25 protein-coding genes are annotated in these 25,818 nt (G+C 36.5%); 4 read left to right on the top strand and 21 right to left on the bottom strand.

The annotated features are described in order from the left end of the window. Nucleotides 1-92 precede the first annotated feature (92 nt). From DUT69_RS06945 to DUT69_RS06925, 5 genes are all read right to left on the bottom strand, one after another. Nucleotides 93-1,283, bottom strand: a complete 1,191-nt coding sequence (locus tag DUT69_RS06945) for an RsmB/NOP family class I SAM-dependent RNA methyltransferase (RefSeq protein WP_113652360.1) — start codon at nucleotides 1,281-1,283, stop codon at nucleotides 93-95. A 22-nt stretch (nucleotides 1,284-1,305) separates the two neighbouring features. Further along, nucleotides 1,306-2,514 carry an ABC transporter substrate-binding protein gene (locus DUT69_RS06940; protein WP_113652359.1) on the bottom strand — a complete coding sequence of 403 codons (1,209 nt, stop codon included), beginning with the start codon at nucleotides 2,512-2,514 and terminating at the stop codon, nucleotides 1,306-1,308. Nucleotides 2,515-2,613: 99 nt separating this feature from the next. Next, nucleotides 2,614-4,140, bottom strand: a complete 1,527-nt coding sequence (gene guaA / locus DUT69_RS06935; protein WP_113652358.1) for a glutamine-hydrolyzing GMP synthase — start codon at nucleotides 4,138-4,140, stop codon at nucleotides 2,614-2,616. Between the two features lie 418 nt (nucleotides 4,141-4,558). Then, complete coding sequence (locus DUT69_RS06930) at nucleotides 4,559-5,020, bottom strand: deoxycytidylate deaminase (RefSeq protein ID WP_113652357.1); 462 nt, start codon at nucleotides 5,018-5,020, stop codon at nucleotides 4,559-4,561. 64 nt (nucleotides 5,021-5,084) lie between these two features. Next, on the bottom strand, nucleotides 5,085-6,515 hold the full coding sequence (locus DUT69_RS06925; protein ID WP_113652356.1) for an MFS transporter: 1,431 nt from the start codon (nucleotides 6,513-6,515) through the stop codon (nucleotides 5,085-5,087). Nucleotides 6,516-6,736: 221 nt separating this feature from the next. On the opposite strand from DUT69_RS06925, the gene DUT69_RS06920 reads away from it, so the two are divergent. Beyond that, nucleotides 6,737-7,360, top strand: a complete 624-nt coding sequence (locus DUT69_RS06920) for a LysE family translocator (protein ID WP_113652355.1) — start codon at nucleotides 6,737-6,739, stop codon at nucleotides 7,358-7,360. 1 nt (nucleotide 7,361) lies between these two features. Here DUT69_RS06920 and DUT69_RS06915 read toward each other — a convergent pair whose 3' ends face one another. From DUT69_RS06915 to ubiE, 16 genes are all read right to left on the bottom strand, one after another. Then, nucleotides 7,362-7,919 (bottom strand): hypothetical protein, encoded by a 558-nt coding sequence (locus DUT69_RS06915; RefSeq protein ID WP_113652354.1) that lies wholly within the window; start codon nucleotides 7,917-7,919, stop codon nucleotides 7,362-7,364. Between the two features lie 272 nt (nucleotides 7,920-8,191). Further along, entirely contained in the window at nucleotides 8,192-10,093 is a 1,902-nt protein-coding gene (locus tag DUT69_RS06905; RefSeq protein WP_113652352.1) for an amidophosphoribosyltransferase, read from the bottom strand. A 106-nt stretch (nucleotides 10,094-10,199) separates the two neighbouring features. Further along, entirely contained in the window at nucleotides 10,200-10,649 is a 450-nt protein-coding gene (locus DUT69_RS06900) for a hypothetical protein (protein WP_113652351.1), read from the bottom strand. Between the two features lie 2 nt (nucleotides 10,650-10,651). Beyond that, a complete protein-coding gene (gene murI / locus DUT69_RS06895) occupies nucleotides 10,652-11,479 on the bottom strand; it encodes a glutamate racemase (RefSeq protein ID WP_113652350.1) in 828 nt (275 codons plus the stop codon). Nucleotides 11,480-11,541: 62 nt separating this feature from the next. After that, on the bottom strand, nucleotides 11,542-12,114 hold the full coding sequence (locus DUT69_RS06890; RefSeq protein WP_113652349.1) for an OmpH family outer membrane protein: 573 nt from the start codon (nucleotides 12,112-12,114) through the stop codon (nucleotides 11,542-11,544). A 44-nt stretch (nucleotides 12,115-12,158) separates the two neighbouring features. Beyond that, entirely contained in the window at nucleotides 12,159-12,689 is a 531-nt protein-coding gene (locus DUT69_RS06885) for an OmpH family outer membrane protein (RefSeq protein WP_113652348.1), read from the bottom strand. Between the two features lie 16 nt (nucleotides 12,690-12,705). Continuing rightward, on the bottom strand, nucleotides 12,706-15,246 hold the full coding sequence (locus DUT69_RS06880; protein WP_394341232.1) for a BamA/OMP85 family outer membrane protein: 2,541 nt from the start codon (nucleotides 15,244-15,246) through the stop codon (nucleotides 12,706-12,708). A 63-nt stretch (nucleotides 15,247-15,309) separates the two neighbouring features. Further along, the gene (locus DUT69_RS06875) at nucleotides 15,310-16,050 is read right to left on the bottom strand and encodes an isoprenyl transferase (protein WP_113652347.1); all 741 of its coding nucleotides are present in this window, start codon (nucleotides 16,048-16,050) and stop codon (nucleotides 15,310-15,312) included. An 18-nt stretch (nucleotides 16,051-16,068) separates the two neighbouring features. After that, the gene (porG, locus tag DUT69_RS06870) at nucleotides 16,069-16,878 is read right to left on the bottom strand and encodes a type IX secretion system protein PorG (protein WP_113652346.1); all 810 of its coding nucleotides are present in this window, start codon (nucleotides 16,876-16,878) and stop codon (nucleotides 16,069-16,071) included. Nucleotide 16,879: 1 nt separating this feature from the next. Then, the gene (locus DUT69_RS06865) at nucleotides 16,880-17,761 is read right to left on the bottom strand and encodes an NAD kinase (RefSeq protein WP_113652345.1); all 882 of its coding nucleotides are present in this window, start codon (nucleotides 17,759-17,761) and stop codon (nucleotides 16,880-16,882) included. 7 nt (nucleotides 17,762-17,768) lie between these two features. Next, a complete protein-coding gene (locus DUT69_RS06860; RefSeq protein ID WP_113652344.1) occupies nucleotides 17,769-18,431 on the bottom strand; it encodes a CBS domain-containing protein in 663 nt (220 codons plus the stop codon). After that, complete coding sequence (locus tag DUT69_RS06855; RefSeq protein WP_113652343.1) at nucleotides 18,432-19,196, bottom strand: alpha/beta fold hydrolase; 765 nt, start codon at nucleotides 19,194-19,196, stop codon at nucleotides 18,432-18,434. A gap of 109 nt (nucleotides 19,197-19,305) precedes the next feature. Then, on the bottom strand, nucleotides 19,306-19,752 hold the full coding sequence (locus DUT69_RS06850; RefSeq protein ID WP_113652342.1) for a GatB/YqeY domain-containing protein: 447 nt from the start codon (nucleotides 19,750-19,752) through the stop codon (nucleotides 19,306-19,308). An 81-nt stretch (nucleotides 19,753-19,833) separates the two neighbouring features. After that, entirely contained in the window at nucleotides 19,834-20,592 is a 759-nt protein-coding gene (locus tag DUT69_RS06845) for an SDR family NAD(P)-dependent oxidoreductase (protein ID WP_113652341.1), read from the bottom strand. Nucleotides 20,593-20,643: 51 nt separating this feature from the next. Next, the gene (porT, locus tag DUT69_RS06840) at nucleotides 20,644-21,399 is read right to left on the bottom strand and encodes a type IX secretion/gliding motility protein PorT/SprT (protein ID WP_113652340.1); all 756 of its coding nucleotides are present in this window, start codon (nucleotides 21,397-21,399) and stop codon (nucleotides 20,644-20,646) included. Beyond that, nucleotides 21,396-22,124, bottom strand: a complete 729-nt coding sequence (ubiE, locus tag DUT69_RS06835; RefSeq protein ID WP_113652339.1) for a bifunctional demethylmenaquinone methyltransferase/2-methoxy-6-polyprenyl-1,4-benzoquinol methylase UbiE — start codon at nucleotides 22,122-22,124, stop codon at nucleotides 21,396-21,398. Before ubiE ends, porT begins: the two co-directional genes overlap by 4 nt. 152 nt (nucleotides 22,125-22,276) lie before the next feature. Between ubiE and yihA the strand changes: the two genes are divergently transcribed. The 3 genes from yihA to DUT69_RS06820 all read left to right on the top strand — a co-directional run bounded on the left by yihA (nucleotide 22,277) and on the right by DUT69_RS06820 (nucleotide 25,676). After that, nucleotides 22,277-22,927: a ribosome biogenesis GTP-binding protein YihA/YsxC gene (gene yihA / locus DUT69_RS06830; protein ID WP_113652338.1), complete on the top strand. Its 651-nt coding sequence runs from the start codon at nucleotides 22,277-22,279 to the stop codon at nucleotides 22,925-22,927. 106 nt (nucleotides 22,928-23,033) lie between these two features. Next, a complete protein-coding gene (locus DUT69_RS06825) occupies nucleotides 23,034-23,903 on the top strand; it encodes a UbiA-like polyprenyltransferase (protein ID WP_113652337.1) in 870 nt (289 codons plus the stop codon). Nucleotides 23,904-23,960: 57 nt separating this feature from the next. Continuing rightward, nucleotides 23,961-25,676: a M3 family oligoendopeptidase gene (locus DUT69_RS06820; RefSeq protein ID WP_113652336.1), complete on the top strand. Its 1,716-nt coding sequence runs from the start codon at nucleotides 23,961-23,963 to the stop codon at nucleotides 25,674-25,676. Nucleotides 25,677-25,818: the final 142 nt, after the last annotated feature.

Here is a 25,818-nt window from a genome sequence, read left to right as displayed (position 1 = left end):
AAGAAAAGTGATGAACAGTTTCGAAAAATATACGGTAATCATTGGTGCACTAGCAATCATTTTTGAGGCCTTTAAACACCTCAAAGAAAAGCTTAAGCGTTCGCACCACCAAGAGTAGTTTCTTGCTTTATCAAACGAGCAACGAACATGCTATCGGCTTTCTTGTCGTAACCCTTTATCAATTCCATTTTCTCGAGTTTTAAATCAAAATTTTCTAAAAGGAAAGCAACTACGTCTTCGTTTTCTGCCTTAAATACGGAGCAAGTCATGTAAATTAATGGCTTTCCATCTTTTAAGTATTTAATAACATTGCTGGCTATCGCTTTTTGTAGTTTTGCGTAATTTTCTACTTTATGCTCCTGAAAAAAGCAAAGCATTTCTGGAGTTCGGCCCCAAGTGCCAGAACCAGAACAAGGTGCGTCGACTAAAATGCCATCAAAAGCGTAATCGTGCAAAATCTGATCATTGTTCTGCAACAAATCCATCGCTTTAAGCTGATATTTTTTTATCCCAGCTAGCTGGAAACGTTCTTGCAGGTTAAGCAAACTACTTTCGCGTAAATCGCTTACCAAAAGATTAATATTAGGCTCTAAACTATGCAATAGCAAAGATTTCCCGCCAGATGCGGCACAAGCATCCCACCAATAATCGTATTTATTAGGTTCGAAATAAGTCCCCGTATGTTGAGATGATAAATCCTGAATCTGATATAACCTTGGATCAGAAACTACTTGCTCTAACTTTGTACCGTTTGGCAAAGCGATTGTCTCATCTCCTATCTCTACATAAGAGATATTATTGGCTTGCAATTGATTAATAACCGCTTGAATATGCGTACCTCGAACCCGAATAAACAAATCTGGCTGAATAAAAAATGATTTATCAAATGCCACCTCATCGATACCATCAGATCGTAAAGCTTTAAAAGCAAATACTTCTTTGGGATTAAATAAAGGATATTTTTCTACAATCAGCTTCAACTTTGTTCCAAGATCAGCAGATATTTGCGATACCAATTCTGGCAAAAACTTTTCTACAATTAAGCTCGAAGTATTATTGCACAAAAAATCGGCAATGGCCAGACGCTCTAAAACAGCAAACTCAGCTAATGTTTTCCCTAACCTAAAATAACTATAAACGTATCTAGTAGCCCACCTCCTATCTGAAGATCCCATTTGTTTGTTCTGCTTAAAATAAGCAACCAAGTAACGATGTAGAGGCATTGCGCCATCGTATCCCTCAAAAACCTGCTCAAACGCTCTGATCTGGTGTTCTACTCTCATATATTTTCCGCCATTGGCGATGCTAATCTATTAAGTTTAAAGACATGTTTTTATACTGCAACAACTTTAGCGCAGTATTATAATATCCGGTTTGCGGATCGTTATCAAACTCCAACGAATTATGCAGGCCTTTGTATTTTTCTTTTGTTATAAAATCTCTGTAGGCTGCACCATGTTTAGCTAAAAGTTTTCCGAAATAAAAGCCTATATCAAACCCTTTAAACGAATATTCGCTAGGCTCATAACTAAACTCTTGTCGGTATTTTTTAATAAAATTGATAACTGCGCTACTTTTGTAATCGATATGGTAAGATGTAGAAATAACAGTTTTTAGATCTTGTAGCTGGGTTACATTATAGTTTTGTTTAACCCAATTCGGGTGACCAAAAAGAGCAATATCATACCCACCAGTTCTTAAATTCTTCAACTTGTAAACCTTGTCTAAACTAGGTTTTACAAACCCCATATCGTCAGAACATATTACCACAGCGTACCTTTTGCCTTTAATCATCTTGGTTTCAAATGCGTAGGTTGATGAATATTCTTGAACTATATAGGAAGAATAATTGGCCTTTAAAAAAGCTCTTATTGGCGCTGCAAACTGCTCATCAGCGGTTTTTTTAGGGTTAATGAGAACCACAATTGAATTACTGCTTTGATAATGCCTAGCTATGTAATCAGCTATTTTTGCGCTATGTTGAGAAATATCGTTAACAACAGAAACTAAATTTGGGTTATTAAAATCGCTGGGTTTAGAAGCTGCCAAAGGCGATACAATGGTTAGATCGTTAGCAATAGCGTAGTTTGTGATGTATTTTATCCCATCCGGAAAAACAGGACCAATTACAAGGTTACTATTTTTAAGTGCTTCTTTTTTAAAAAGGTTGGCCAATTGCGTATTGTCATCCTTCGTATCAAAAACATTTAGCTTAAAGTTTAAGCCTGTAGCCGCTGCAGAATCTATACCCAACTTAACGCCTTGATAAAAATCAATGGCCATATCTGTACGTTGGATTTGTGTTTTTGTAGCCGTTTTTAGATTGATCTGGTTTAGCTTAAACGGAACCAGTAAGGAAATATCGGCAGCAGTAAATTTTTTAGCAGCTTTATCAGTTTTTACAACCTTGTCTTCAACTTTTTCGGGCTTTTTTACCGTAGTATTAACTTTTGGAGAACAAGCTGCAAAAGTTAAAATAAGAAATGCCATTAGCAGTTTGTAGTATCTAGTCATTGTTTGTGATTAAATTTTATGTTTCAGAAACTGAATTAATCGAGAACCATCAACCGAAAACTGTGCCAAAGGCATTTCTTTTATATTTAAAATAAGAATTTATTCCCACTCAATGGTTGCAGGTGGTTTAGAGCTAATGTCATAAACTACCCTGTTAATACCTCTTACTTTGTTAATAATCTCGTTAGAAATTTTTGCTAATACGTTGTAAGGCAAATGGCACCAGTCTGCGGTCATCCCGTCTACAGATTCTACAGCTCTTAAACAAATAACATTCTCATAAGTTCTCTCATCGCCCATTACTCCTACCGATTGTACTGGTAAAAAGATTGCGCCAGCTTGCCAAACTTTATCGTATAAGCCAGCTTCTTTTAGGTTATTGATATAAATTGCATCAGCTTCTTGCAAAATGGCAACCTTCTCAGCAGTTACATCACCTAAAATTCTAATCGCTAAACCCGGACCAGGAAATGGGTGTCTGCCCAAAATAAAACCTTCAATACCTAAGCTTTTACCCACTCTTCTTACTTCATCTTTAAACAAAGTATTAAGTGGTTCAACTATTTTAAGTTTCATAAAATCTGGCAAACCGCCAACATTATGGTGAGATTTGATGGTAGCCGAAGGACCTTTTACCGATACAGATTCAATAATATCCGGGTAGATGGTTCCTTGCGCCAACCAAACTACGTCTTTAACATCATGCGCTGCATCATCAAAAACCTCAATAAACACGCGGCCAATGGCTTTACGTTTTAATTCTGGGTCTTTAACATCTTTAAGCTGACTTAAAAAACGATCCTTCGCATCTATACCGCGAATGTTTAAGCCCATATCTTTGTATTGCTCTAATACTTGCTCAAACTCATCTTTACGCAATAAACCGTTATCTACAAAAATACAATGCAAGTTAGTGCCAATTGCTTTATGCAATAAAATAGCTGCTACGCTACTATCTACACCGCCCGAAAGTCCTAAAACAACCTTGTCATTTCCTAACTTTTCTTTTAAAGCTGCAATCGTGGTTTCAACAAAAGCATCCGCTGTCCAGTCTTGAGAACATCCGCAAATGCCAACCAAAAAGTTCTGCAATAAAATTTTACCGTCGGTACTATGTGTAACCTCCGGGTGAAACTGTATGGCATAAGTATCTGTACCCGCAACTTGATAACCTGCTACCCTTACATCAGTAGTGCTGGCAATAATTTCAAAGTTATCAGGCACTTCTTTAATAGTATCGCCGTGGCTCATCCACACTTGCGAGTTTACATTAATGCCTTTAAAAAGCTTATTCTCTTGGTTCACAAAATCCAAATTTGCTCTTCCATATTCTCTCGTATTCGAAGCTTGCACATCGCCACCAGACTGCTGAGCAATAAACTGCGCACCATAACAAACCGCCAATAAGGGATAGGCTTTAAACAAAGAAAGGTCTACAAACGGTGCATCTTCTTGGCGCACAGAATACGGACTACCTGAAAAAATAACGCCCTTTACGGTCGAATCTAACTCAGGAATATGATTAAATGGGTGGATTTCGCAGTAAACATTAAGTTCGCGAACGCGACGAGCAATAAGCTGTGTAAACTGAGAACCAAAATCGAGAATGATGATTTTTTCTAGCATGCGCAAAGGTAACAATTAGATATGAGATGTAAGATGTGAGATGTGAGATTTACAGCTTATTTATAAAATATTTGAAGCGCAATGCCAATACTCATACTATCGGCAGTCCCGCTAAACGCTTTACTCACTACGCTCGTGCTCGCTAATATCGGGTCTATTTAACACAGGGTTGTGCAAAATGCAAAACCTTGGTACCGCACATTATAGTTGTCATGTTACTAGCCTCGCCAAATTCAGTCGAACATCGCAAGACGAAACGAAGTAATTAGCAGTTTTCATTATTTGCACTAGTTATTTGCGCTAGTCAAGATTTGCAATTGTGCTCCTCGGGATTTTCAATCCAATATTTTAACTAGCCGTTTGCCAAAAGATAGTTAGCATTGCCTATCGCTAACAGTATACGGCACACTAAAAACAACTAAACTGCCAGTGGGTGTTGTAGCACCTCTACACCAAAACGAACTAAAAAATCTACGCCCTCATCGCTAGCCAAACCTTTGTAAGCCGCATAAGAATCTTTAAAATAAACTCTTTTAATCCCTGAAGAAAGTATCAATCTTGCGCAAGCAATACAAGGAGAAAGCGTAGTATAAAGCGTAGAACCTGCTATTTTAGATCCATTTTTAACCGCGTATAAAATTGCATTTTCTTCTGCATGCAGCGCTAAAGAACAACTTCCTTTGCTATCTCTTGCACATCCGTGCTCTGGCCATTCTTCGTCGCAGTTGTGCGTGCCTGCTGGCGGGCCATTATAACCTATGGAGATTATTCTGGTATCTTTTGTTAAAACTGCACCAACGTGCGCCCGTACACAATGAGACCGAGTTGCCAAATCGGTCGCCAAATTCATAAATATATCGTTAAATGCTTGTTTAGCCATCGTGCAAAAATAAAAAAGCGCTTTGATAAATTATCAAAGCGCTTTAAATTATAACTATTCTTAATTAGTGACCGCCACTAATTTTCTCGTCGAAACGAATTCCTTGTGCTTTAAGAATGCTACTAGCTTTTAAAGCATAAAATGCCAAGTAAGCAAAACATAAAATACCTACAATGTAACTATACTGTATACCCGTAAATTCAGATACGTAACCTTGTAACCAAGAGATAATACCACCACCCATAATCATCATAATTAGGTAACTACTACCTTGACTGGTGTTTTTACCTAAACCGCTAACTGCTAATGTAAAAATACATGGCCACAAAGTACTGCAGAATAAGCCCACACTTGTAAATGCATAAACACTTGTCATTCCGGTCGTAAACATACCCACTAATAGAGCAAAAATACCTACACCCGAAAATATCAATAACATCCTGGCCGGATTACCTTTACTAGACATATCTGCCACAATTAATACAAGTATAATTGCCGCGTAAACATAAAACGGTGCCAAATCATGGTCAGCAATAGCGTTAACCAATAAAAATACACCAAATGCTAAGTAAGGCGCTACAAATCTTAAAACCTTTTGCAAACTAATATTATCTGTAAAAGCTTCAACCGCTCCAGTCCAACGACCAATCATCATACTCGCCCAATAAAGAGAAATATAGGGTGCAATATCCTTAATCGCAAAACCTAAATCTTTTTCCATGTAAGCGGGTAAATTACTAGCGGTAGAAACCTCGACACCTACATACACAAAAATAGCAATCATACCCAAAACCAATTGCGGATATTTTAAAGCAGAACTTTTTCCGCCTTGCTCTTCTGTTATCGACTCTGTTAAAGCTGGTTTATCTGGCAAAGCCGAAAGTTTCAAAAACAGCGCTACCAATAAAAATGCTGCACCTAAAATTAAATATGGCGTTTTTACACTTTCTATGCTAATATGGGTAACACCACTGGTAGCTGCGCCAAATATTGCGAAGTTTACAATTAACGGGCCTATTGTAGTACCAAAGTTATTTATACCACCTGCCAATGTTAAACGTTGCGAACCGGTTTTAATTGGCCCTAAGGCTATAGCCAGCGGATTTGCCACAGTTTGCTGTAGCGAGAAACCTAAAGCCACAATAAACAAGCCCGAAAGCATTAAAGGAAATGAACCCAAATTAGAGGCTGGATAAAACAAAAGCGTACCAATAGCTGAAATAACTAGACCAAGCGCTAAACTATTTTTATATCCAATTTTATTAATTAAATCTGTTTTTAACAATGCCGAAATACCTACGTAAATTATCGAACCTACTGTATAGGCGATATAAAATGCTAAAGAAACCAATTGACTTTCTGCTTGCGACAGCTTAAAAGCCTCTTTGAAAACCGGTATTAATATGTCGTTACTGGCAGCAACGAAGCCCCAAAAAAAGAATACAGTTACTAAAGGTATGAACTGTGCCCAATTGGTTTTTGAATTTTGTTCCATGCTTGGATTAAAAATTTAGTTTAAATTAATTTTAGTTCGCTAAACATAAATAAAAATTATCGCTTACTAAAGTGTATTCTTCATACAAAGTGAATTTTAATAACCGTCTATTTAACGCATAAAGAGCGATTTTGAGTCGAAAATTTAAAAAAATGTAATACCAAAAAGACTTATTTTTAGGTTTAAAAATTGCATATTAGCATAAATATATAGATAGGCTAATGTTCGAAGCGATTTTATTGGGTATGGGAGCTGGGCTAATTTCCTCATTCTTAACTGGTCCGGTATTTTTTGCCATGATTAAGACAAGTATAGAAAAAGGTTTCAAAGCGGGATTCTCATTAGCAGTCGGTGTAATTATAAGTGATGTTGTTCTAATTGGCTTGGTACTTTACGGAAGCCAGTTTTTAGTGTACCAAGAAAGTTTCGATAAGTACGTTGGCATTATCGGAGGTTTTTTTCTTTTGGCCGTTGGGGTGTACTATCTATATTCTAAAGTATCCATCAATTACCAAGATAAAGGCATTGTTAAAGTGAGCAAACGTGGCTACTTGCTAAAGGGTTTTTTGATGTGCATTTTAACACCATCAACCCTAATGTTTTGGATTATTGTTAGCGGTATTATCTCCGCAAAGCTCTCTTCGCTAGAAGAAAAACTGTTTTGCTTTTTTATAGCAATGGCTACCCAATTAACAATAGACGGCTTTAAAAGCTTTTACTCTAGCAAACTGCGCTACCGTATAAAGGAAGATGCGCTACGCAAATTGAACAAGATTGCTGGCGTTATTATAATTGGCTTTGCCATTTGGTTGATTTATAAAACTTACCATCAGTACTACGCTTAAACTATAAAACCTGATCAAGGTTATACAGATCAACATAATCCAACAATCTGCCACCCGCACAGTTTTCCATGTTTTGTAGACGATAGTAACTTCTATCTCCTTTTTTTGCAAAAACCTGTTTACCATTTTTTTCACAAGGCACACCACCATTATTACTTTTTACATAGGTTATAACAGTACCTTCAAAGGTAATGGTTAATTTATCTGTTCTTTTAATTTTACCGTTAATCTTAAGGTATTCATTATTATCGTTTTCCTGCTCGCCTTTGATTATAAACCAGCCATCATCTGATTTTGTTAAAGTTGCTTTTCCTTGTTTTTGGGTCTCAAAACTGATCCATTGCAAACTGATTGGAATGGTTTTTTCTATCTCAATTTTAACTTTTGGAATACTATTGGCAACATTCTCTTTGACTTTATTAAGCGTATCATTAAGCTTATTAAGCTTTGAATTTAAGCTATCGCCAGTTTTGTCAATTGCATTTTCTATTTTATTTTGTTTAGCTTCTGTACAAGCTAAGCCCAAGCAAATTGCTAAACCTAAAAAAATCTTTTTCATAATTGGTCATTTGTTTACATAACAAATTGCTGGTCGCAAAGTTCGTTAAGAACAGTAATTTGCCAGCAGTTTTCTGCATTGTTTTTGCGATTGCTAGGTTTTGCCATAAGCAGAAACTTTAATTTTAAACCTGATTGCAATGAAAAGCCCGCAACTGCCGACGGCGGGAGGACTTGTAATGGAAAGCAGGGCTGAAAAAACAAAAAGGGCAAAAACTTTCGTTTTCACCCTTAATTATCTTAAACCTGAGTTCCTTATAGGAAATTTGATGGTTAGTAAGCTCTTTGATTATTACCTTCTTTCCAGTTTACAAAGGCTTTATTTACTACTTTGTTACCACCTGGAGTTGGATAATTGCCTGAGAAATACCAATCGCCTTTATGGTCTGGACAAGCGATATGCAAATTATCTAAAGTTTGATAGATAACCTCAACCTCTGCAACAGTACCTTTTGGTGTTATAATTTCGGCAATTTTATCTGAGATCTCTTGTTGCTTAAACGGCTTATAAATTTCTTTAACGTAATTTACAATCTCTTCTTTAGGCAACAATAAAGATGCTTTACATTTTTGGTAAACATCTTCGATAATGTGTTCCATTTTGCGCTCCTTTAACAGTTGAATGGCCGCATCAAAGGCTACAAACTGACCCATTTTAGACATATCAATACCGTAACAATCTGGGTAGCGGATTTGCGGTGCAGATGAAACGATAATAATCTTTTTAGGGTGCAACCTATCGATAATTTTAATGATACTTTGTTTAAGCGTTGTACCGCGAACAATCGAATCATCAACTGCTACGAGTGTATCGGTGTGGTTTTTAATTACGCCGTACGTGGTATCATAAACGTGTGCCACCATCTCGCCTCTATCTGCATCTTGCGTAATAAAAGTACGAAGCTTCACATCTTTAATCGCCAATTTCTCTACTCTTGGCGCCATAGAAAGCAATGCTTCCAATTGTTCCTCGTTTAGGTTTTCCTTACGATTTAATAAAGTGTCTTTTTGAACGTTTCTCACATATTCATGTAAACCTTCAACCATCCCGTAAAAAGAAACTTCTGCAGTGTTTGGGATAAAAGAAAAAACCGTGTTTTTCAAATCTTCTTTTACTGCACCTAAAACTTGAGGGATTAACAAGTTTCCAAGTTGCTTACGTTCTTTATAAATATCGGCATCGCTACCGCGAGAAAAATAGATACGTTCGAAAGAACATGCTCTTTTCTCTAATGGTTCGCGATACATTTCTTGTGTAACTGTTCCGTCTTTTTTAACAATTAACGCATGCCCAGGTTCAATTTCTTTAACCTGTTTTATTTGTACGTTAAATGCCGTTTGAATTGCGGGCCTTTCTGAAGCTGCAACTACAATTTCGTCATCAGCATAATAAAATGCCGGACGAATACCTGCCGGATCTCTCATTACAAAAGCATCGCCATTGCCAACAATACCAGATATAGTGTAACCACCATCCCAGTTTTTTGCAGAACGACGAAGGATATTTGCCATGTTTAAGTTATTAGATATTTTATGCGTAATATCTACGTTGCTTAATCCTTCTTTTTTGTATTCATCAAACAATTCCTGATTTTCATCATCTAAGAAATGACCGATTTTTTCCAAAACAGTAACCGTGTCCGCTTTCTCTTTCGGGTGCTGACCAAGCTCGTAAAGTTGCTCTAAAAGCTCGTCTACGTTTGTCATGTTAAAATTACCGGCAATTACCAAGTTCCTGGTCATCCAGTTATTCTGGCGAAGAAATGGATGGCAGTTTTCAATGCTGTTTTTACCATGCGTACCGTAGCGTAAATGGCCTAAAAGCACCTCGCCAATAAAGCTCACATTCTGCTTTAACCATTCGGTATCTTTCATCAGTTCTGGTGTTTCATTTTGGATGTCTACAAACTTGCTTTGTACGTAACCAAAAATGTCTGCAACTGCATTTTGAGCCATAGAACGGTAGCGACTAATGTATCTGCTACCTGGTTTCATGTCTAATTTAATGGTTGCAATACCAGCTCCATCTTGCCCGCGGTTGTGCTGTTTTTCCATCAACAAATACAATTTGTTTAGGCCGTAAAGTGCAGTACCGTATTTTTCTTGGTAGTATGAGAGAGGTTTTAACAAGCGGATAAAGGCTATCCCGCATTCGTGTTTGATCTGATCGCTCATTGATTGGTGATTGAGCCGCAAATTTACCCTTTTAAAATACTACAACCTAATAGAAAATGTATTTTTAAACGCTATTTTGTCATCAGATTGAAAGATAACGTTTTAGCTATTCTAGATCGAATGGTCTCGGATGTTGGCGTAGATGAAAAGAGCCCTTACTATTTTGGTTTCTGTCTTGATAGTTAACTTCCTGCAAAAGATAAATTAAGCTTTCTTTGTTAAAAGGCATGTGAATTGCGCCACAATCCCATAAAATCCTAGGGCAGTTGGCCTCGTCTAAGCCTATACACTCATTTATGTTTAAGCACAAAATCGGCAAGGCCGAATTTATTACCTTTCGTAAATCGGCTACAAAAGAGCTGGCTAAAAATCGTGTGCTCTCTCCTACTATTACCATACAAATTTCGTTTTCATCTAAATCCAGGTTTTGGATTTGCTCCCTAGCGTTTATACGATAGCCGTAAAAATTAAATTGAGCATCAACATTGCTGTTTTTAAGCAAATCAATCTCTGCCAGATTATTCTCTTCATCGAAAAAAACAAGAACATTCTTCATTGCTAAGACAATTTAACCTGCGAGGCCAGCAGTTCTTGACCTAAAAACACGGACGCTTGCTTGTTGAATATGTTAACATCACCAGAGGTATAAAAACTTCTCTTCCGCTCTTTACCTAAACTGGTTTCGATTTCGGTATGCCTACTTAAATAGTCGACTAAGCTTTTTGCTACAATATCACCTTGGGAAAGCAATTTAATATGTGCTGGCAAAAAGGCTTTTAATTTTGGAACAAGTAACGGATAATGTGTACAGGCTAAAAGTATGCAGTCTATTTGCTCGCTTTGCTGAAGCAATTCGATAACATACTTATTCACAAAATAATCGGCACCGCCGGCCAAATGTTCATTGTTTTCTACCAAGGGCACCCACATTGGGCAAGCTTGTTGGTAAACTTTTACCTCAGGAAAAAAATGGCCGATCTCTATCGGGTAAGAGTTTGAATTTACAGTTCCACGCGTTCCCATAACACCAATCTTCTTATTCACAGAAAAATCTCCCACTACCTCTGCAGTTGGCCTTATCACGCCTAAAACCCTGTGGTTTGGATATTTTTTTGGCAAATCTAATTGTTGAATACTACGCAACGCCTTGGCGGATGCGGTATTGCAAGCTAAAATTACCAATTGGCAACCTTGCGCAAAAAGCCATTCTACACATTGTAATGTATATTGATAAACCGTTTCGAACGAGTGGTCTCCATAAGGCGATCTGGCATTATCGCCAAAATAAATATAATTGTATTGTGGCAATTGTTCGGCTATAGATTTAAAAACCGTTAAACCACCGTAACCAGAATCGAAAACTCCTATGGAAAATTTATTTTTCATGAAAAAAAAAGCGGAATTGGTAATTAAACCAATTCCGCTAAAGATATTAAATTAAAATCTAATTATTTTTTTGGTGCTGGAGCTGCAGTAGCTGAAATACCTAATTTAGTTTTAACCGCAGCAGTAATGTTCTCGCCACCATCAAAATAAACCAAGTTATTAAAACCTTGAGATACCGAAGTATCAAATACGTAAGCTAAACCTTTTTCTTTAGCAACTGCGCCCATAGCTGTAGCTACTTTAGTATTTATAGGCGGATATAATTCACCTTGTTTAGTTTGAATATCTGTAGAAGCTTTTGTACGTGCATCTTCAATTCTTTTTTGTAAATCTTGTAATTCAACACCAGCTGCTTGTAGTTCTTTACCAACAGTTTCTTTGTTAGCTTCACTTAAGGTTCTTTCTTTGTCCTGTGCTGCTTTCATTTTAGCTTGGTATTCAGTAATCATTTTATCAATCTCACCTTGCTTAGTTTTAGCTAAACTTTCTAATGTTGCTTGTGCTGCTTTAGCCTCTGGCATAGCTGCGTAAATCTCCTCAGAGTTAATGTGTCCAAATTTTTGTTGTGCATTTGCAACGTTTGCAGTTAAGATTAAGCCTGCCGCTACAAATAATACGTTAATTAACTTTCTCATCTTTTCTATTTACTTAATAATTGTTTTATAATTTGTGTGTTTGTCTACTTTACTACTGTTCCGGGTTTGTAACCTAACCTTAGGATTACATCATTGCTAATATCATAACTGCTGCTTGCGTAAATCATCATAGTAGATTCGCTACTTTTATCGAATACGAAATCTATGAATTTATTTTTTGCGGTTTCCGCTATTACTGTAGAAACTTTGTCCTGAATTGGTTTTATCAACTTTGTTCTAGTTTGGAAAAGTTCTCCCTCTGGACCAAATTTTTGTCTTTGAGCTTCTTTGGCTTTCTTCTCACGTTCAATAATTTCATTTTCTCTACGCTTACGCATATCGTCGGTTAGTAAAACCTGATCTGCTTGGTATGCTCTGTACATCCTGTCGATTTCTACAAAGCTATCATCAACCTGTTTTTGAAACTGGTTAGATAAGCCTTCTAACTGACTTTGTGCAGATTTGTACTCTGGCAAATGTTTTAGGATGTACTCCGTATCTACATAAGCAAATTTTTGTGCCGAAGCTCCTAATCCAATCAGGAGCAAAAAGCTAGCTAATATATATTTTTTCATATCTGATAGGTGCAAATTAATTAAATCCTCCCAATTGTTGCGCAATACTAAAGTGGAATTGTCCTTTGTTGGCATCAGGAATACCTTGAATTTTGTCAAATCCGTAACCGTAATCAATACCCAATAAACCAAATATCGGTAAAAATATTTTAGCGCCAATACCAACCGAACGTCTTACGTTAAACGGATTAAAATCGCTAAACTTATTCCAAGTATTACCACCTTCTGCAAATGCCGTAACAAACGCCGTAGCTGATTGACTTGCAATAACTGGGTACCTTAACTCCATTACGTATTTATTGAAGATTGGACTACCAGAACTTTGTGCAATTGTTGGGTTAGCGCCTACCGGGATAACCGAGTTGTTAGAGTAACCACGCATAGCGATTAGCTCCGAACCTTGCAAAAAGTCAAACCCTTGCATACCATCTCCACCTAATTTAAAACGCTCAAATGCTGATTCTCCAACCGCACTATTATAAGTACCTAAGAAACCAAACTGTGCCTGAGCTTTAAATACCAACTTGCCAACTACGTTTGTAAACCATTGCGATTCAAATTTCCACTTGTGGTACTCTGTAAATTTATAACGTGTTTTATCTGATGCTGTTGCATAGTTAACGTTATTTATTAAAGAATATGGTGGCGTAGCCTGTACCGTAAATCTGATGTATGCCCCACCCGTTGGAAAAATATTGTGATTTCTTGAATCTCTGGCAATTTCTTGCGTTAAGTTTAAGTTGTATGAAGTACCTGTGCTAAATAAATAACCTGGGTAATTATTTAAAATATATTGGTTTAAGTTAACAGAGTGAACCAAAGAGAACCAGTTATCTGGCCATTTTAGTTTTCTACCCAAACTGATCGAAACACCATTTAAACGAATTTTAGTTAAACCTGCATCTTCTGTTCTTAATCCGTTAGATTGTAATGAAGTAAATGCACTTAAACCAAAACTTACTGGTTTTTTACCTCCAAACCAAGGCTCAGAGAAAGAGAAACTGTAAGATTGGTAGAACTTGCCATTCGTTTGTCCACGTAAACTTAACTTTTGGCCATCTCCTTTTGGAAGCGGCCTGTAAGCTTCGCCATTAAAAAGGTTTTTTAGCGAGAAGTTATTAAACGTTAAACCTAAAGTACCAATTACACGGCCACCACCAAAACCACCTGATAACTCTATTTGATCTGAAGGTTTTTCTTCCACATGGTATTCGATATCTACCGTACCATCTGAAGGATTTGGTTTTGGAATTGGATTAGTTTTTGATTCATCAAAGTTACCTAAAGCCCCAATTTCACGTACTGTTCTTACTAAAAGTTCTTTCGAGAATTTATCACCTGGTTTGGTACGAATCTCACGCAATACAACTCTATCGTTTGTAATGGTGTTACCCACAACAGTAATTTTGTTATTGGTGTACTGCGGACCTTCATAAATACGCATTTCAACATCAACCGTATCGCCATAAATTTTGGTTTGTACCGGATCTATGTTAAACGTTAAATAACCATCATTTAGGTAAACACTAGAAACGTCATCGCCATTGGCACTACCACGTAATTTTTTTTCTAATTTTTCTTCGCTAAAAAGTTCGCCTTTTTCAATTCCGAAAACACGCTCTAAATATTCTGTTGAATATTTTGCGTTACCTACCCAACTAACGTTACCAAAGTAATATTTCGGACCTTCGTAAACATCTATCTTAATACCAACAGTTTTATCATTGTACTTATAAATGCTGTCTTTTAAAATAGTTGCGTCTCTATATCCTCTCTCTTGCATTTTTGCAACAAGAGCCAATTTATCTTCTTCGTACTTTTCTTTGTTGAATTTACCACTACCAAAAACTTTGTAAAAGGCACGTTGCTTAGTTTTCTTCAAGAACTTTCTAAGTTTAGCAGATTTAAATTCTTTGTTGCCGGTAAAATCAATTCGCTGAACTTTTACTCTTTTTCCTTTATCAACATTAACCTGTAAAATAACACTGTTCTCTTGGCTTGCGTCTTTTTTAGAAGTAAAATCGATTGTGGTGTAGAAATACCCCTTTTCTAACATGTATTTACTAATGATAGATCTGGTTGTATTGTACAGATTGTCGTTTATAATGGTTTTACCAGCTTTATCTGCCAGTTTTTCATTAATATCCGTTTTTTGGGATTTACTTAAACCTATAAATTCGAAAGACGTTAACCTTGGCCTTTCTACTACTTCGATATCAAAATAAACCGTATCAGATTCAATTTTTGTGATAGAAAGTTGAATATCGTCAAACAATCCTTGCACCCAAAGGTTTTTAATAGCATTAGCAGTTGCTTCGCCAGGCAAAACAATGCTTTCGCCTTTGGTAAGTTTAGACAAAATGATGATGGTTGCAGTATCTAAATATTTTGCTCCAGTTAAAGTTGTTCCACCAATAATATATTCCTTCGGACTGAAGTAATCTATGTTTAGGCCTTTAACTTTTAAGGATGGAGTTGCGGGTGCTGCGCTTCGGATTTGGGCCATTGTTGGCAAGCCAATCAAAAGCAAAAATATTAGTTGGTATATTCTTTTCATTTACATTCTAAAAAACGTTGCTAAGTTAGTTTAAACACATGTTAAAAAGTGTTAAAAGTAAAATTAGTTCAATTGTTCACTAATTTTTCCGAAGCGTCGTTCGCGTTTTTGATAATCTACAATGGCTTCAAAAAGGTCTTCTCTTCTAAAGTCTGGCCAAAGGGTTTCTGTAAAATATAATTCGGTATAGGCCATCTGCCAAAGTAAAAAATTACTCACCCGGTGTTCTCCACTGGTGCGTATCATTAATTCTGGATCAGGAATATTTGTGGTAGTTAAATGTGATGCAAATTTCTCTTCATCAATATCTTCTATGCTTAATTCTGCATCTTTAACTTGTTGCGCAAGTTTTTTAGCTGCTTCTAAAATTTCCCATTTTGCGCTATAGCTTAAAGCCAAGGTTAAAGTACATTTTGTGTTTTTGCCAGTTTTTTCCATTACACTAGCCAAATCATCAATACATTTTTGTGGCAGCGATTTTAGATCGCCTATGGCATTTAAACGTACGTTGTTTTTATTAAGGGTATCTGCTTGTTCGTTAATGGTAGAAATAAGCAATTCCATCAAGGCATTTACTTCTTCAATCGGGCGATTCCAATTCTCTGTAGAGAAGGCATAAACAGTTAAATATTTTATACCGATATCTACACAGCCTTCTACAATATCTTTTACAGATAAGACACCGCTTTCGTGTCCAAAAACTCGAAATTTACCCTGATTTTTCGCCCATCTGCCATTACCATCCATGATGATAGCGATGTGTTCTGGTAGGCGATTAATATCTATTTGTTCTTTAAAACCCATTTCTGCCGCGTAAACGCCCTAAAACGTAAAACATTTTGAGCTCACAAAGGTATAAGTAATACCAATACCTACAAACATGTAAGTATCTCTTTTTCTAAAATCTCCTCTTTGCATGCCTGGTTCTCCAATATAAATACCGGTTTGTTCGCCCGATCGATCAGACAAAGGCTTGCCTATTCCGCCAGTTCCCGTATTATCCCAAGCGTTTGCATTTGGGTAAACGCCACTAACATCATCCAGATAATCAGTAAAAGCAGTTCTATATCCAATTTGCGAGAAAACTGTCCACTGCTCTCTTAATTTGTACCTGATACCCACCCCATAAGGAATAGTGATAGCATATTTTTTGTAATTTTCTGCCTGGCCTTCGGTATTATACAAACGCATTTTGTATTCCTCGCCTTGATATTGTGTTTTTGGCTCGAAAATCACTATACCTCCACCTAAAAATATATAAGGTGAAAACTTTTGGCGACCGTTATTGGCGTACATATCAAGAAGATTAAAATCTACCAATAGGCTAGCTTCATTTAGCGAAGTCGAAAAATTTAGGTTTCGCTCTCTAAGTTGTTCGTATTTTGAATCTGCATCGTTTGCCTTGATTTTACCGTAATTGTAATGCAAACCTACACCCCAATGCGGGTCGAAATTTAATTTAACGAATGCGCCTGCGTTCAATCCGCTTATTTTTACTGGATTATACTGATTTAAATCGCCCAGATAACCTGAACCGCCAGCATTTATACCGACTTCAAACCTTTGGGAAAAAGCCGAAGTGCTTAACAATAAAGAAATTACAATAAAAACAGCAAGTTTTATGTTACGCATCTTAATAGTTACGAGTATCTATACCCCAAAGTAATTTATTCCTTAACGTAGTTAAATAGGTTTCATTATTTAACCGAATTAAATTTATATGAAATTTAGCTTTCGTGATACTAATTTTCACAGATTTATCTACCGTTTCGGTTTTTGAATCGGCCGAAAGCAAAAATTTAGTGCTTCTGGCTTCAATCTCAAAAGTTAGTTCTACATCATCAGGCACAATAATTGGCCTAACCGTTAAATTATGAGGTGCAATTGGTGTAATTACAAAACTCTGTGCATTTGGCAAAATAATTGGCCCGCCACAACTTAAAGAATAAGCTGTAGAACCTGTTGGTGTAGCGATGATCAATCCATCTGCCCAGTAAGAGTTTACAAACTCGCCATTCATGTAAGCATGAATAATCATCATGGCAGAATTATCTCTACGATGAATGGTAATGTCGTTAAGCGCAAAATTCTCATCGCCAAAAAGTTCGCTCTGCGATTCTACGTGCAAAAGGCCTCTCCTATCAAGTGTGTATTCTCCTTTAACCAATGCAGCAATTGCCGTTTTAATTTCGTTTTTATTGATGCTGGCCAAAAAACCCAATCGGCCGAAATTAATACCAATAACAGGGATTTCAGAATCTCGAACTAAAGAAAGCGTATCAAGCAAAGTGCCATCACCACCTAAACTTAACAATACATCAACTTTGTTTACAAGATCTTTATTGTTGGTAAAGGTTTTATAATGCTCCGGAAGGTTTACTTTATGTTTAAGGAAATTATTAAACTTTTGGTATACCACAATCTCGATGTTATGCGCAGTTAATGCATCAAAAACTTCTTGTACAAATGGTAAAACACTATCGTTGAAATCTCTTCCGTAAAGGGCTATTTTCATGCAGGAATTATACGTTTAAATAGTTCATTAGAGAATTAAATCTATCTGTAGAACTATCATCGTTTTGAGTATTGTTATATACAGCTTTTATCTGGTAATCATATCGCTCAAAAGACGCAATAATACCAGACAACTCTGTTTTATTAATTTTAAGGGTAACTTCTAACTCCGTTGAATCTGGCACCGAGTTAACACAAGAAGAAAGAATTTGGGCGTTATCGGCCTCTACAATTTGCGACATGTGAGCTAGCGAATTGTTTCTGTTGCTGATAGAAAGTACAATAATGCCTCCAGGTTCTTTTACAGCGTAGCTATCAGCTGTAAAGTTTACTAAGCTGTTTATGGATACTACGCCAATGTAATTTCTATTTAAATCTAAGATTGGAACTATTGAAAGTTTAAGTTGACTAAAAAGCCTTATCACATCATAAACATGTGCATTTTCGAAAACGAATGGATTTAAAATAGTTAGCGACAAGCTACCTATTGGCGCTTCTACATCACGAACCTCGATTAATTCGTCTTCAGAAACCAAACCTAAAAACTGGCTTTCGTTAACAATGGGCAAATGATAAATTTTGAACTCAGTCATCCTATCTAAAGCCTTCTGAACAGTGTCTGAAGTTTTTAGTGCAGGTATAATGTCTGATATGAGTTCGGCAGTTATCATTTATTTAAGTAAAATCCGATTTAAAAACGTTTGCAAATATTCGTTAAATATATCCGGGCGCTCCATCATAGGTGCGTGTCCGCATTTATCTACCCAGTTCAACTCAGAGTTCGGCAACAATTCGTGGAACTCAACCGCCACTTCTGGAGGCGTAATTTTATCTTGCTTACCCCAAATTAACGAAACAGGGATAGTAATTTTTTGCAAATCTTTAGACATGTTGTGTCTAATTGCCGATTTAGCCAAAGCTAAAATTCTGATTACCCTAGAGCGATCGTTAACAGATTTAAAAACCTCGTCCACTAATTCCTCGGTAGCTGTTGCCGGATCGTAAAATGTGTACTCTACCTTCTCTCTAATATAATCTCTGCTTTCTCTTTTAGGAAATGAACCACCAAAAGCGTTTTCATACAAACCAGAACTACCGGTTAAAACTAAGGCTTTAACAAACTCCTGATGTGCAACTGTAAAAACCAAACCTACATGGCCGCCTAGAGAATTACCTATCAGCACCACTTGACTGAGCTTTTTAAATTTCAAAAACCGGTGTACATATTTAGATAAACTTTTAACTCCTAAGGTTAAAAGTGGCAATTCGTAAATTGGCAAAATAGGCACAATAACGCGGTATTTGGCTTTAAAATGATTTAAAACCGGCTCCCAATTACTAAGCTCGCCCATTAACCCATGAAGTAATACTAAAGGTTCGCCTTCGCCTGCCTCAATGTACTTAAAACCCTCTTGTTCAATTACTTCGTATTCCATATATAGTAAAGTGCTGTTTGGTATGTGTTACTAAGTTAATAGAGTAAAATTAAATTACAGTAATTAATCTGAATATTTGTTAACCTGCAATTAAAAAAACGCCTATTTATTAAGCTAATTGAGCTTTTACAATCTCGCCAATTAATTTTCCATCGGCCTTGCCAGCCATCTCCTTATTGGCTAAGCCCATTACTTTTCCCATATCTTTTATAGAGGTAGCGCCGGTTTCTGCTAAAATTCTTTTTACAATGGCAGTAATAGCTTCTTCATCTAATTGTTGCGGTAAAAACTGACTGATTACATCAATTTCTTCTTGTTCTACCAAAAGCAAATCTTCTCTGCCTTGTTCTTTATAAATGTTTGCAGACTCTTTTCTTTGTTTTACCAAACGTTGCAAAATTTTAATTTCCGCGTCAGCATCAATTTCTTCAGCACCACCTTTTTCGGTTTTAGCTAATAATATTGCAGCTTTTATAGCTCTTAAACCTCTTAATTTTGCTTGATCTTTTGCAAGCATTGCTTGCTTTATTTCTTGGTCTATTGTTGTTGAAATCATATCCCTTTTTCCCCCTAAAGGGGAATTAAATTATAAATTTATTATTTGAACCCTCCATTCCTCCCTTTGGAGTTAGCGGCTTTAATCTCTTTTTAAAATTGTTCCACTGGCCTGTGCTGTAGGCATAATCAGCATATCATTAATGTTTACGTGTGCTGGCCTGCTTACTGCAAACCAAATTGCCTCAGCAATATCTTGCGCAACTAAGGGATCAAATCCATCGTAAACCTTTTTTGCTCTACCTTCATCTCCCTTAAACCGAACCAATGAAAATTCTGTCTCCACCGCTCCAGGATGAATACCTGTAACTTTTATGCCATGAGGTAGTAAATCTATACGCATTGCCTTATTTAAAGCATCTACCGCATGTTTAGTAGCACAATAAACATTCCCGTTTGGGTAAACTTCTTTACCAGCAATAGAACCAATGTTAATAATATGCCCTTTTTTCTGCCCGACCATCCAGTTAGAAACTACTTTGGTAACATATAGTAAACCTTTTATGTTTGTATCAATCATAGTGTCCCAATCGTCGGTATCGCCTTTCTCAATGGGGTCTAACCCCTGGCTCAAACCAGCGTTGTTTACTAAAACATCCACGTTTTTCCAGCTTTGCGGTAAGGTTTCTAAAACATAGTTGATATTCTCTTTATCCCTTACATCAGCTTGAATTTTTTTAACTTCTATAGCATATTTGTCCGCCAAATGGTGTGCAAGTTTTTCTAAAAGCTCAGTTCTTCTTGCCAAAAGGATTAAGTGATAACCTTGCTGTGCAAATGTGTGCGCACAAGCTTCGCCAATACCTGAAGTAGCACCTGTAATTAATGCAATTTTAGCCATTTTAACTTTGTTGTTTAACCCTGCAAAGGTATAAAATTTTAGGCTGGCGGACTATTCGAAAAATAAGCTGAACGTAAAATGTCTAAGTTTAGCTTTTTCTATCGGACTAGCATACGGATTTATGTCGTGTTTTAGAATATCATTAAATGAATAGGATACTTTAACTTCTGGTGACATTTTGAAATATTCGAAATAAATATCAAAGCCTAAGCCAGCTTCGTAAGATAAAAAACCCTTTTTGTTTTTTAAAAGTTTATCAATTGAAGAGGCGTTAACATCGTTTGTTTTTTTACTCGAAGCTAAATCAACCGAATATTTTAAACCGCCTAACATATACGCTCTAAAATTCATCAACCTATCAGATTTTACCTTAAAACCTACCGGAAAATCTACCATCGTTGCCTGAACCTTTTTTTCTACAGTACGTTCATGCGTAAACATTGGATCGCTTGCTGTAGGTATGTAATCATACCTCACCAACCTGTCGTTAAAAACCAAAGATGGCGTAAAACGCATATCTATATTTTTATGAAGATTGGTATTAAGTACGAAACCAATGCCAAAACCCGGTGATGTTGGAGACGAAATAGCATTCAGCTCGTCGGTTACATACTGACCTGTTTCAGGATCCAAAAACGGCTGTCGCCAATTTTGCTTTTTTGTAAGTTTATACTCAGAAACAATGTACTGAAATTGAAAGCCCCAGTTAAACCAATCATCGTCTATACCACCGCCCCAATTCTGTGCTTGAGAAACATTGGTAAAACCTATAAACGATATTAGTAAAAACGTTAGCTTTTTTCTCATTTTGTACCGGTGTAAATTGCACTTATACCAAACGTAAGCGAACGGTGTTTGGTATTTTTGTAACCAACTTTTTCCATCAGTTGCGTAAAACGCTCGCCGTCTGGAAATGCTACCACAGATTCGTTTAAATAAGTATAAGCTTTTTTATCCTTTGAAAACAGTTTGCCAAAAAATGGCGTAGCATACTTGAAATAAACATGATACAACTGCTTAACAGGAAATACGCGAGGTTTAGAAAACTCTAAAATCACTATTTTACCTTCTGGCTTTAAAACCCTAAGCATATCTGCCAATCCTTTTTCTAAATTTTCGTAATTACGAACCCCAAAAGCAACAGTAATGGCATCAAAAGTATTATCTTCAAACTGCAAACCTTCAGAATCTCCTAACTGAACAGAAAAAACGTGATCGAGATTTCTCTCGTGGATTTTTTTCTTCGCCACGGCCAACATTCCCTCAGAAATATCAACTCCTATAATTTTATCAGGCTGAAGAATTTTGATCGATTCAAAAGCGAAATCCCCTGTTCCCGTAGCTACATCTAATATTTTGCTTGGTTTAATAGATTTCAATTCCTTTATCGCTTTTTTACGCCAGATGATATCAATACCTAAAGACAAAAAGTGATTTAGAAAATCGTAGGTTCCAGAAATGTTGTTAAACATACTGGCTACTTGTTCCTTTTTTGTTGCGGTTCCAGAATAGGGAGTTATTTCTTGATTCATAATTATTGCGTCAAAGATAGCTTAATGTTACAAAGATTTAAAGCGATTTAGTTGGCAAAGCTTAAATGTTGTAAAAATTAAGGTTATGCATACAGAACATTGCAATTTTTAAACCTTAAAACATTACAACCTTAATTTCTTACCTTTGCAACATGATTATAAAATCGGCAACATTTGTTGTAAGTAACACCAAAGTATCGGCTCTGCCCATTCCTAATATGCCCGAGTATGCCTTTATTGGTCGCTCAAATGTAGGCAAGTCGTCTTTGATTAACATGTTGGTTAACCAACAAGGTTTGGCAAAAACCTCTCAACGACCAGGAAAAACGCAATTAATTAACCACTTTTTAGTTAATGAAAAATGGTTTATAGTAGATTTACCTGGATACGGTTATGCAAAAGTTTCTAAAAGCAGTAGAGAGAAATGGGAGAAATTTATTAGAAACTACCTTACAAAAAGAGAAAACCTGCAATGTGTTTTCGTTCTGATTGACAGCAGGTTAGAACCACAGAAAATAGATCTTGAATTTTGCTCTTGGTTAGGAGAATGCCAAATTCCTTTCGCCTTAGTATATACAAAGGCCGATAAACAATCCGCACCAAAAACAGATCAGAATGTTGCCAAGTTTAATAAAGCTTTATTAGGTTGGTTTGAAGAAGTTCCGCCGTTTTTTGTCACATCATCAGAAAAAGGACAAGGTAGAGATGAACTTTTAAGTTTTGTGCACGATGTAAATCAAGACTTTGTTATGCCTGAGTTCGACGCAGCATTTTACGCCAAAAGCGCTACGCCAAACTTGTAATTTCGCTTTAATTAATTGTTTCGAAATTATAGAAGTAAACCAATAACACATCCAATTATAGATTGCTTGGTAATTCTACTTCTTAATGGCGATATTAAAATAGATAATGAAGAAATACTTTTCGCTTGTATTATTTGCGCACTCGGTTTTTGCGTTGCCATTTGCGCTAATTGGTTTTTTTTTAGGTGTAACCAGTACAAATACGCCATTTAATTGGCTACTATTTGTTTTAGTGCTTTTATGCATGGTTTTCGCCAGAAATGCGGCCATGGCTTTTAACAGATATTTGGATAGAAACATCGACGCAAAAAATCCGCGTACCGTTACGCGTGATATCCCTGCAGGAAAAGTTTCTGCAACCGAAGCTTTAACGTTTGTAATCGTGAACTGTGTTTTATTTGTGGTAACCACAGCTTTTATTAACCAAATGTGTCTGTTCCTGTCGCCAATTGCACTATTTGTAGTGCTATTCTACAGCTACACAAAAAGATTTACGGCCTTATGCCACTTGGTTTTAGGACTAGGCTTGGCGTTAGCTCCAATAGGCGCTTACATTGCGGTAACGGGTGTATTTCATATCGTGCCATTATTTTACTCTTTTGCGGTACTATTTTGGGTAAGCGGTTTTGATATTATCTATGCTTTGCAGGATGAAGATTTTGACCGCGAACAAAAACTACACTCTATACCGGCCGCTTTAGGAATCAAGAATGCGCTAAGGCTGTCTGTAGTTTTACACATCCTTTCTGCGCTTTGCGTTATATTGCCACTATTCTTCGCAACATTTAGCTGGGTGTATTATATTGGTATTGCATTTTTCTGTTCTATGTTAATTTATCAGCATTTACTAGTTAAACCAAACGATATAAGTAAAGTTGACAGAGCATTTGCTACCACAAACGGATATGCATCCGTAATTTTTGCAGCTTGCTTTTTAATAGATACCTTTTTAAGAACAGGATTTAACGCATTTTAGTGCTATTTATAATAGCGCAGAACTTTACAACGTTTCTACATTACAAATTATAATATCATGAACGACTTAACTATAAATAAAAAACCAAGAACATATATTCCTAAAGATTTAAAAATGGAATGGGATAACCTCTCTCCTATTTTAGATGAGCTTTTAAAAAGAGAAATCAACAATGTTGAAGAACTTGAAAAGTGGCTAAAAGATAAAAGCGAGTTAGAAGCTGCGCTTGAAGAAGATTTTGCTTGGCGTTACATCAAAATGAGTTGCGATACCGCGAACGAAGGTTTGGTTAAGGACTTTCAATATTTCGCTACTGAGATTGAACCAAAAATATCGCCTTTGGCAAACGAACTTAACAAAAAATTTAGCGAAAGCCCTTTTATCGATGAGTTAGACCAAGCAAAATATTTTGTTTACATCAGAGCGATTAAAAAAGCGTTAGAACTTTACCGCGAAGAAAACATTGAACTTTTTACCCAACTACAGGTTACGCAACAAAAGTATCAAGGTATTACTGGTTCTATGAGCGTGGAAATTAATGGCCAAGAATACACTTTGGAACAGGCTTCTAATTTCTTGAAAGATACAGATAGAAGTGTTAGGCAAAATGCATGGGAAACCATTCAGAAACGTAGGTTAGTAGCTAAGGATGAGTTAAACATTTTGTTTGACGAACTGATTGTATTGCGCCATAAAGTTGCTCAGAATGCTGGTTTTGAGAACTATCGCGATTATATGTTCCAAGCTTTGGGCAGGTTTGACTACACGCCGAAAGACTGTTACGATTTTGCTACTGCTATAGAAAAAGAAGTTGTTCCTTTGCTTAAGGAACAAGCCGAAAAACGCAAAGAGGCTTTAGGTTTAGATGCGTTAAAACCTTGGGACATGGAAGTTAGCACTTCTGGAAAGGCAGCTTTAAAACCGTTTAATAACGGGCAAGAGTTGGTGGATAAAAGCATCGTTTGTTTTAATGCAATTGATCCAAGCTTGGGTAAAAAACTGGAGATTATGAAAGCTAATAATCTTTTTGATGTGGAGAGCAGAATGGGCAAAGCACCCGGTGGTTATAACTATCCGTTAGCAGAAACTGGGGCGCCGTTTATTTTCATGAATTCGGCCAACTCATTAAGAGATTTAACAACAATGGTGCACGAAGGTGGCCATGCCATACATACTTTTTTAACCGCAAACTTAGAATTAAACGACTTTAAACATTGCCCTAGTGAAGTTGCCGAGTTGGCTTCTATGAGCATGGAGTTAATCTCTATGGATAATTGGGATGTTTATTTCGATAATGAAGAGGATTTAATTAGGGCTAAAAAAGAACAATTGGCTGACGTTTTAAAAACTTTACCATGGGTTGCGGTAATAGACCAATTTCAGCATTGGATTTACACCAACCCAGAGCATAATGCGGCCGACCGCGAACTTGCCTTTAAACAAATTTACGAAAGGTTTGGCGCTGGCTTTGCAGATTGGAATGGATTAGAGCAGCGGTTTGGCAATGTTTGGCAAAAGCAATTACACTTGTTTGAAGTTCCATTTTATTACATCGAATACGCGATTGCACAATTAGGCGCAATTGCCGTTTGGAAAAACTACAAGGAAAATCCAGAAAAAGCATTACAACAATACTTGGATGCGCTTGCCTTAGGCTATACCAAACCAATGAATGAGATTTACGAAACCGCAGGTATAAAATTTGATTTCAGCGCTAGCTACATTAAGGAGTTAGCTGATTTTGTTAAAGACGAATTAAACAAGTTAGGGTAATTATTAACAAGAACTTTGCTTAAAAACCGTTTCTGTCTTGAAACGGTTTTTTTATGCAAGCAAAAAACTAAGGTTAAAAATCGTCAGCAGATTACAATTCTCACGCTTTTTTAGTTAAACAAAAACCAATAATTAAACTTAA

This window comes from Pedobacter namyangjuensis (assembly GCF_003313325.1).
In the GTDB taxonomy this organism is placed as follows: domain Bacteria; phylum Bacteroidota; class Bacteroidia; order Sphingobacteriales; family Sphingobacteriaceae; genus Pedobacter; species Pedobacter namyangjuensis.
This window is presented reverse-complemented; position numbering and strand designations above follow the sequence as displayed.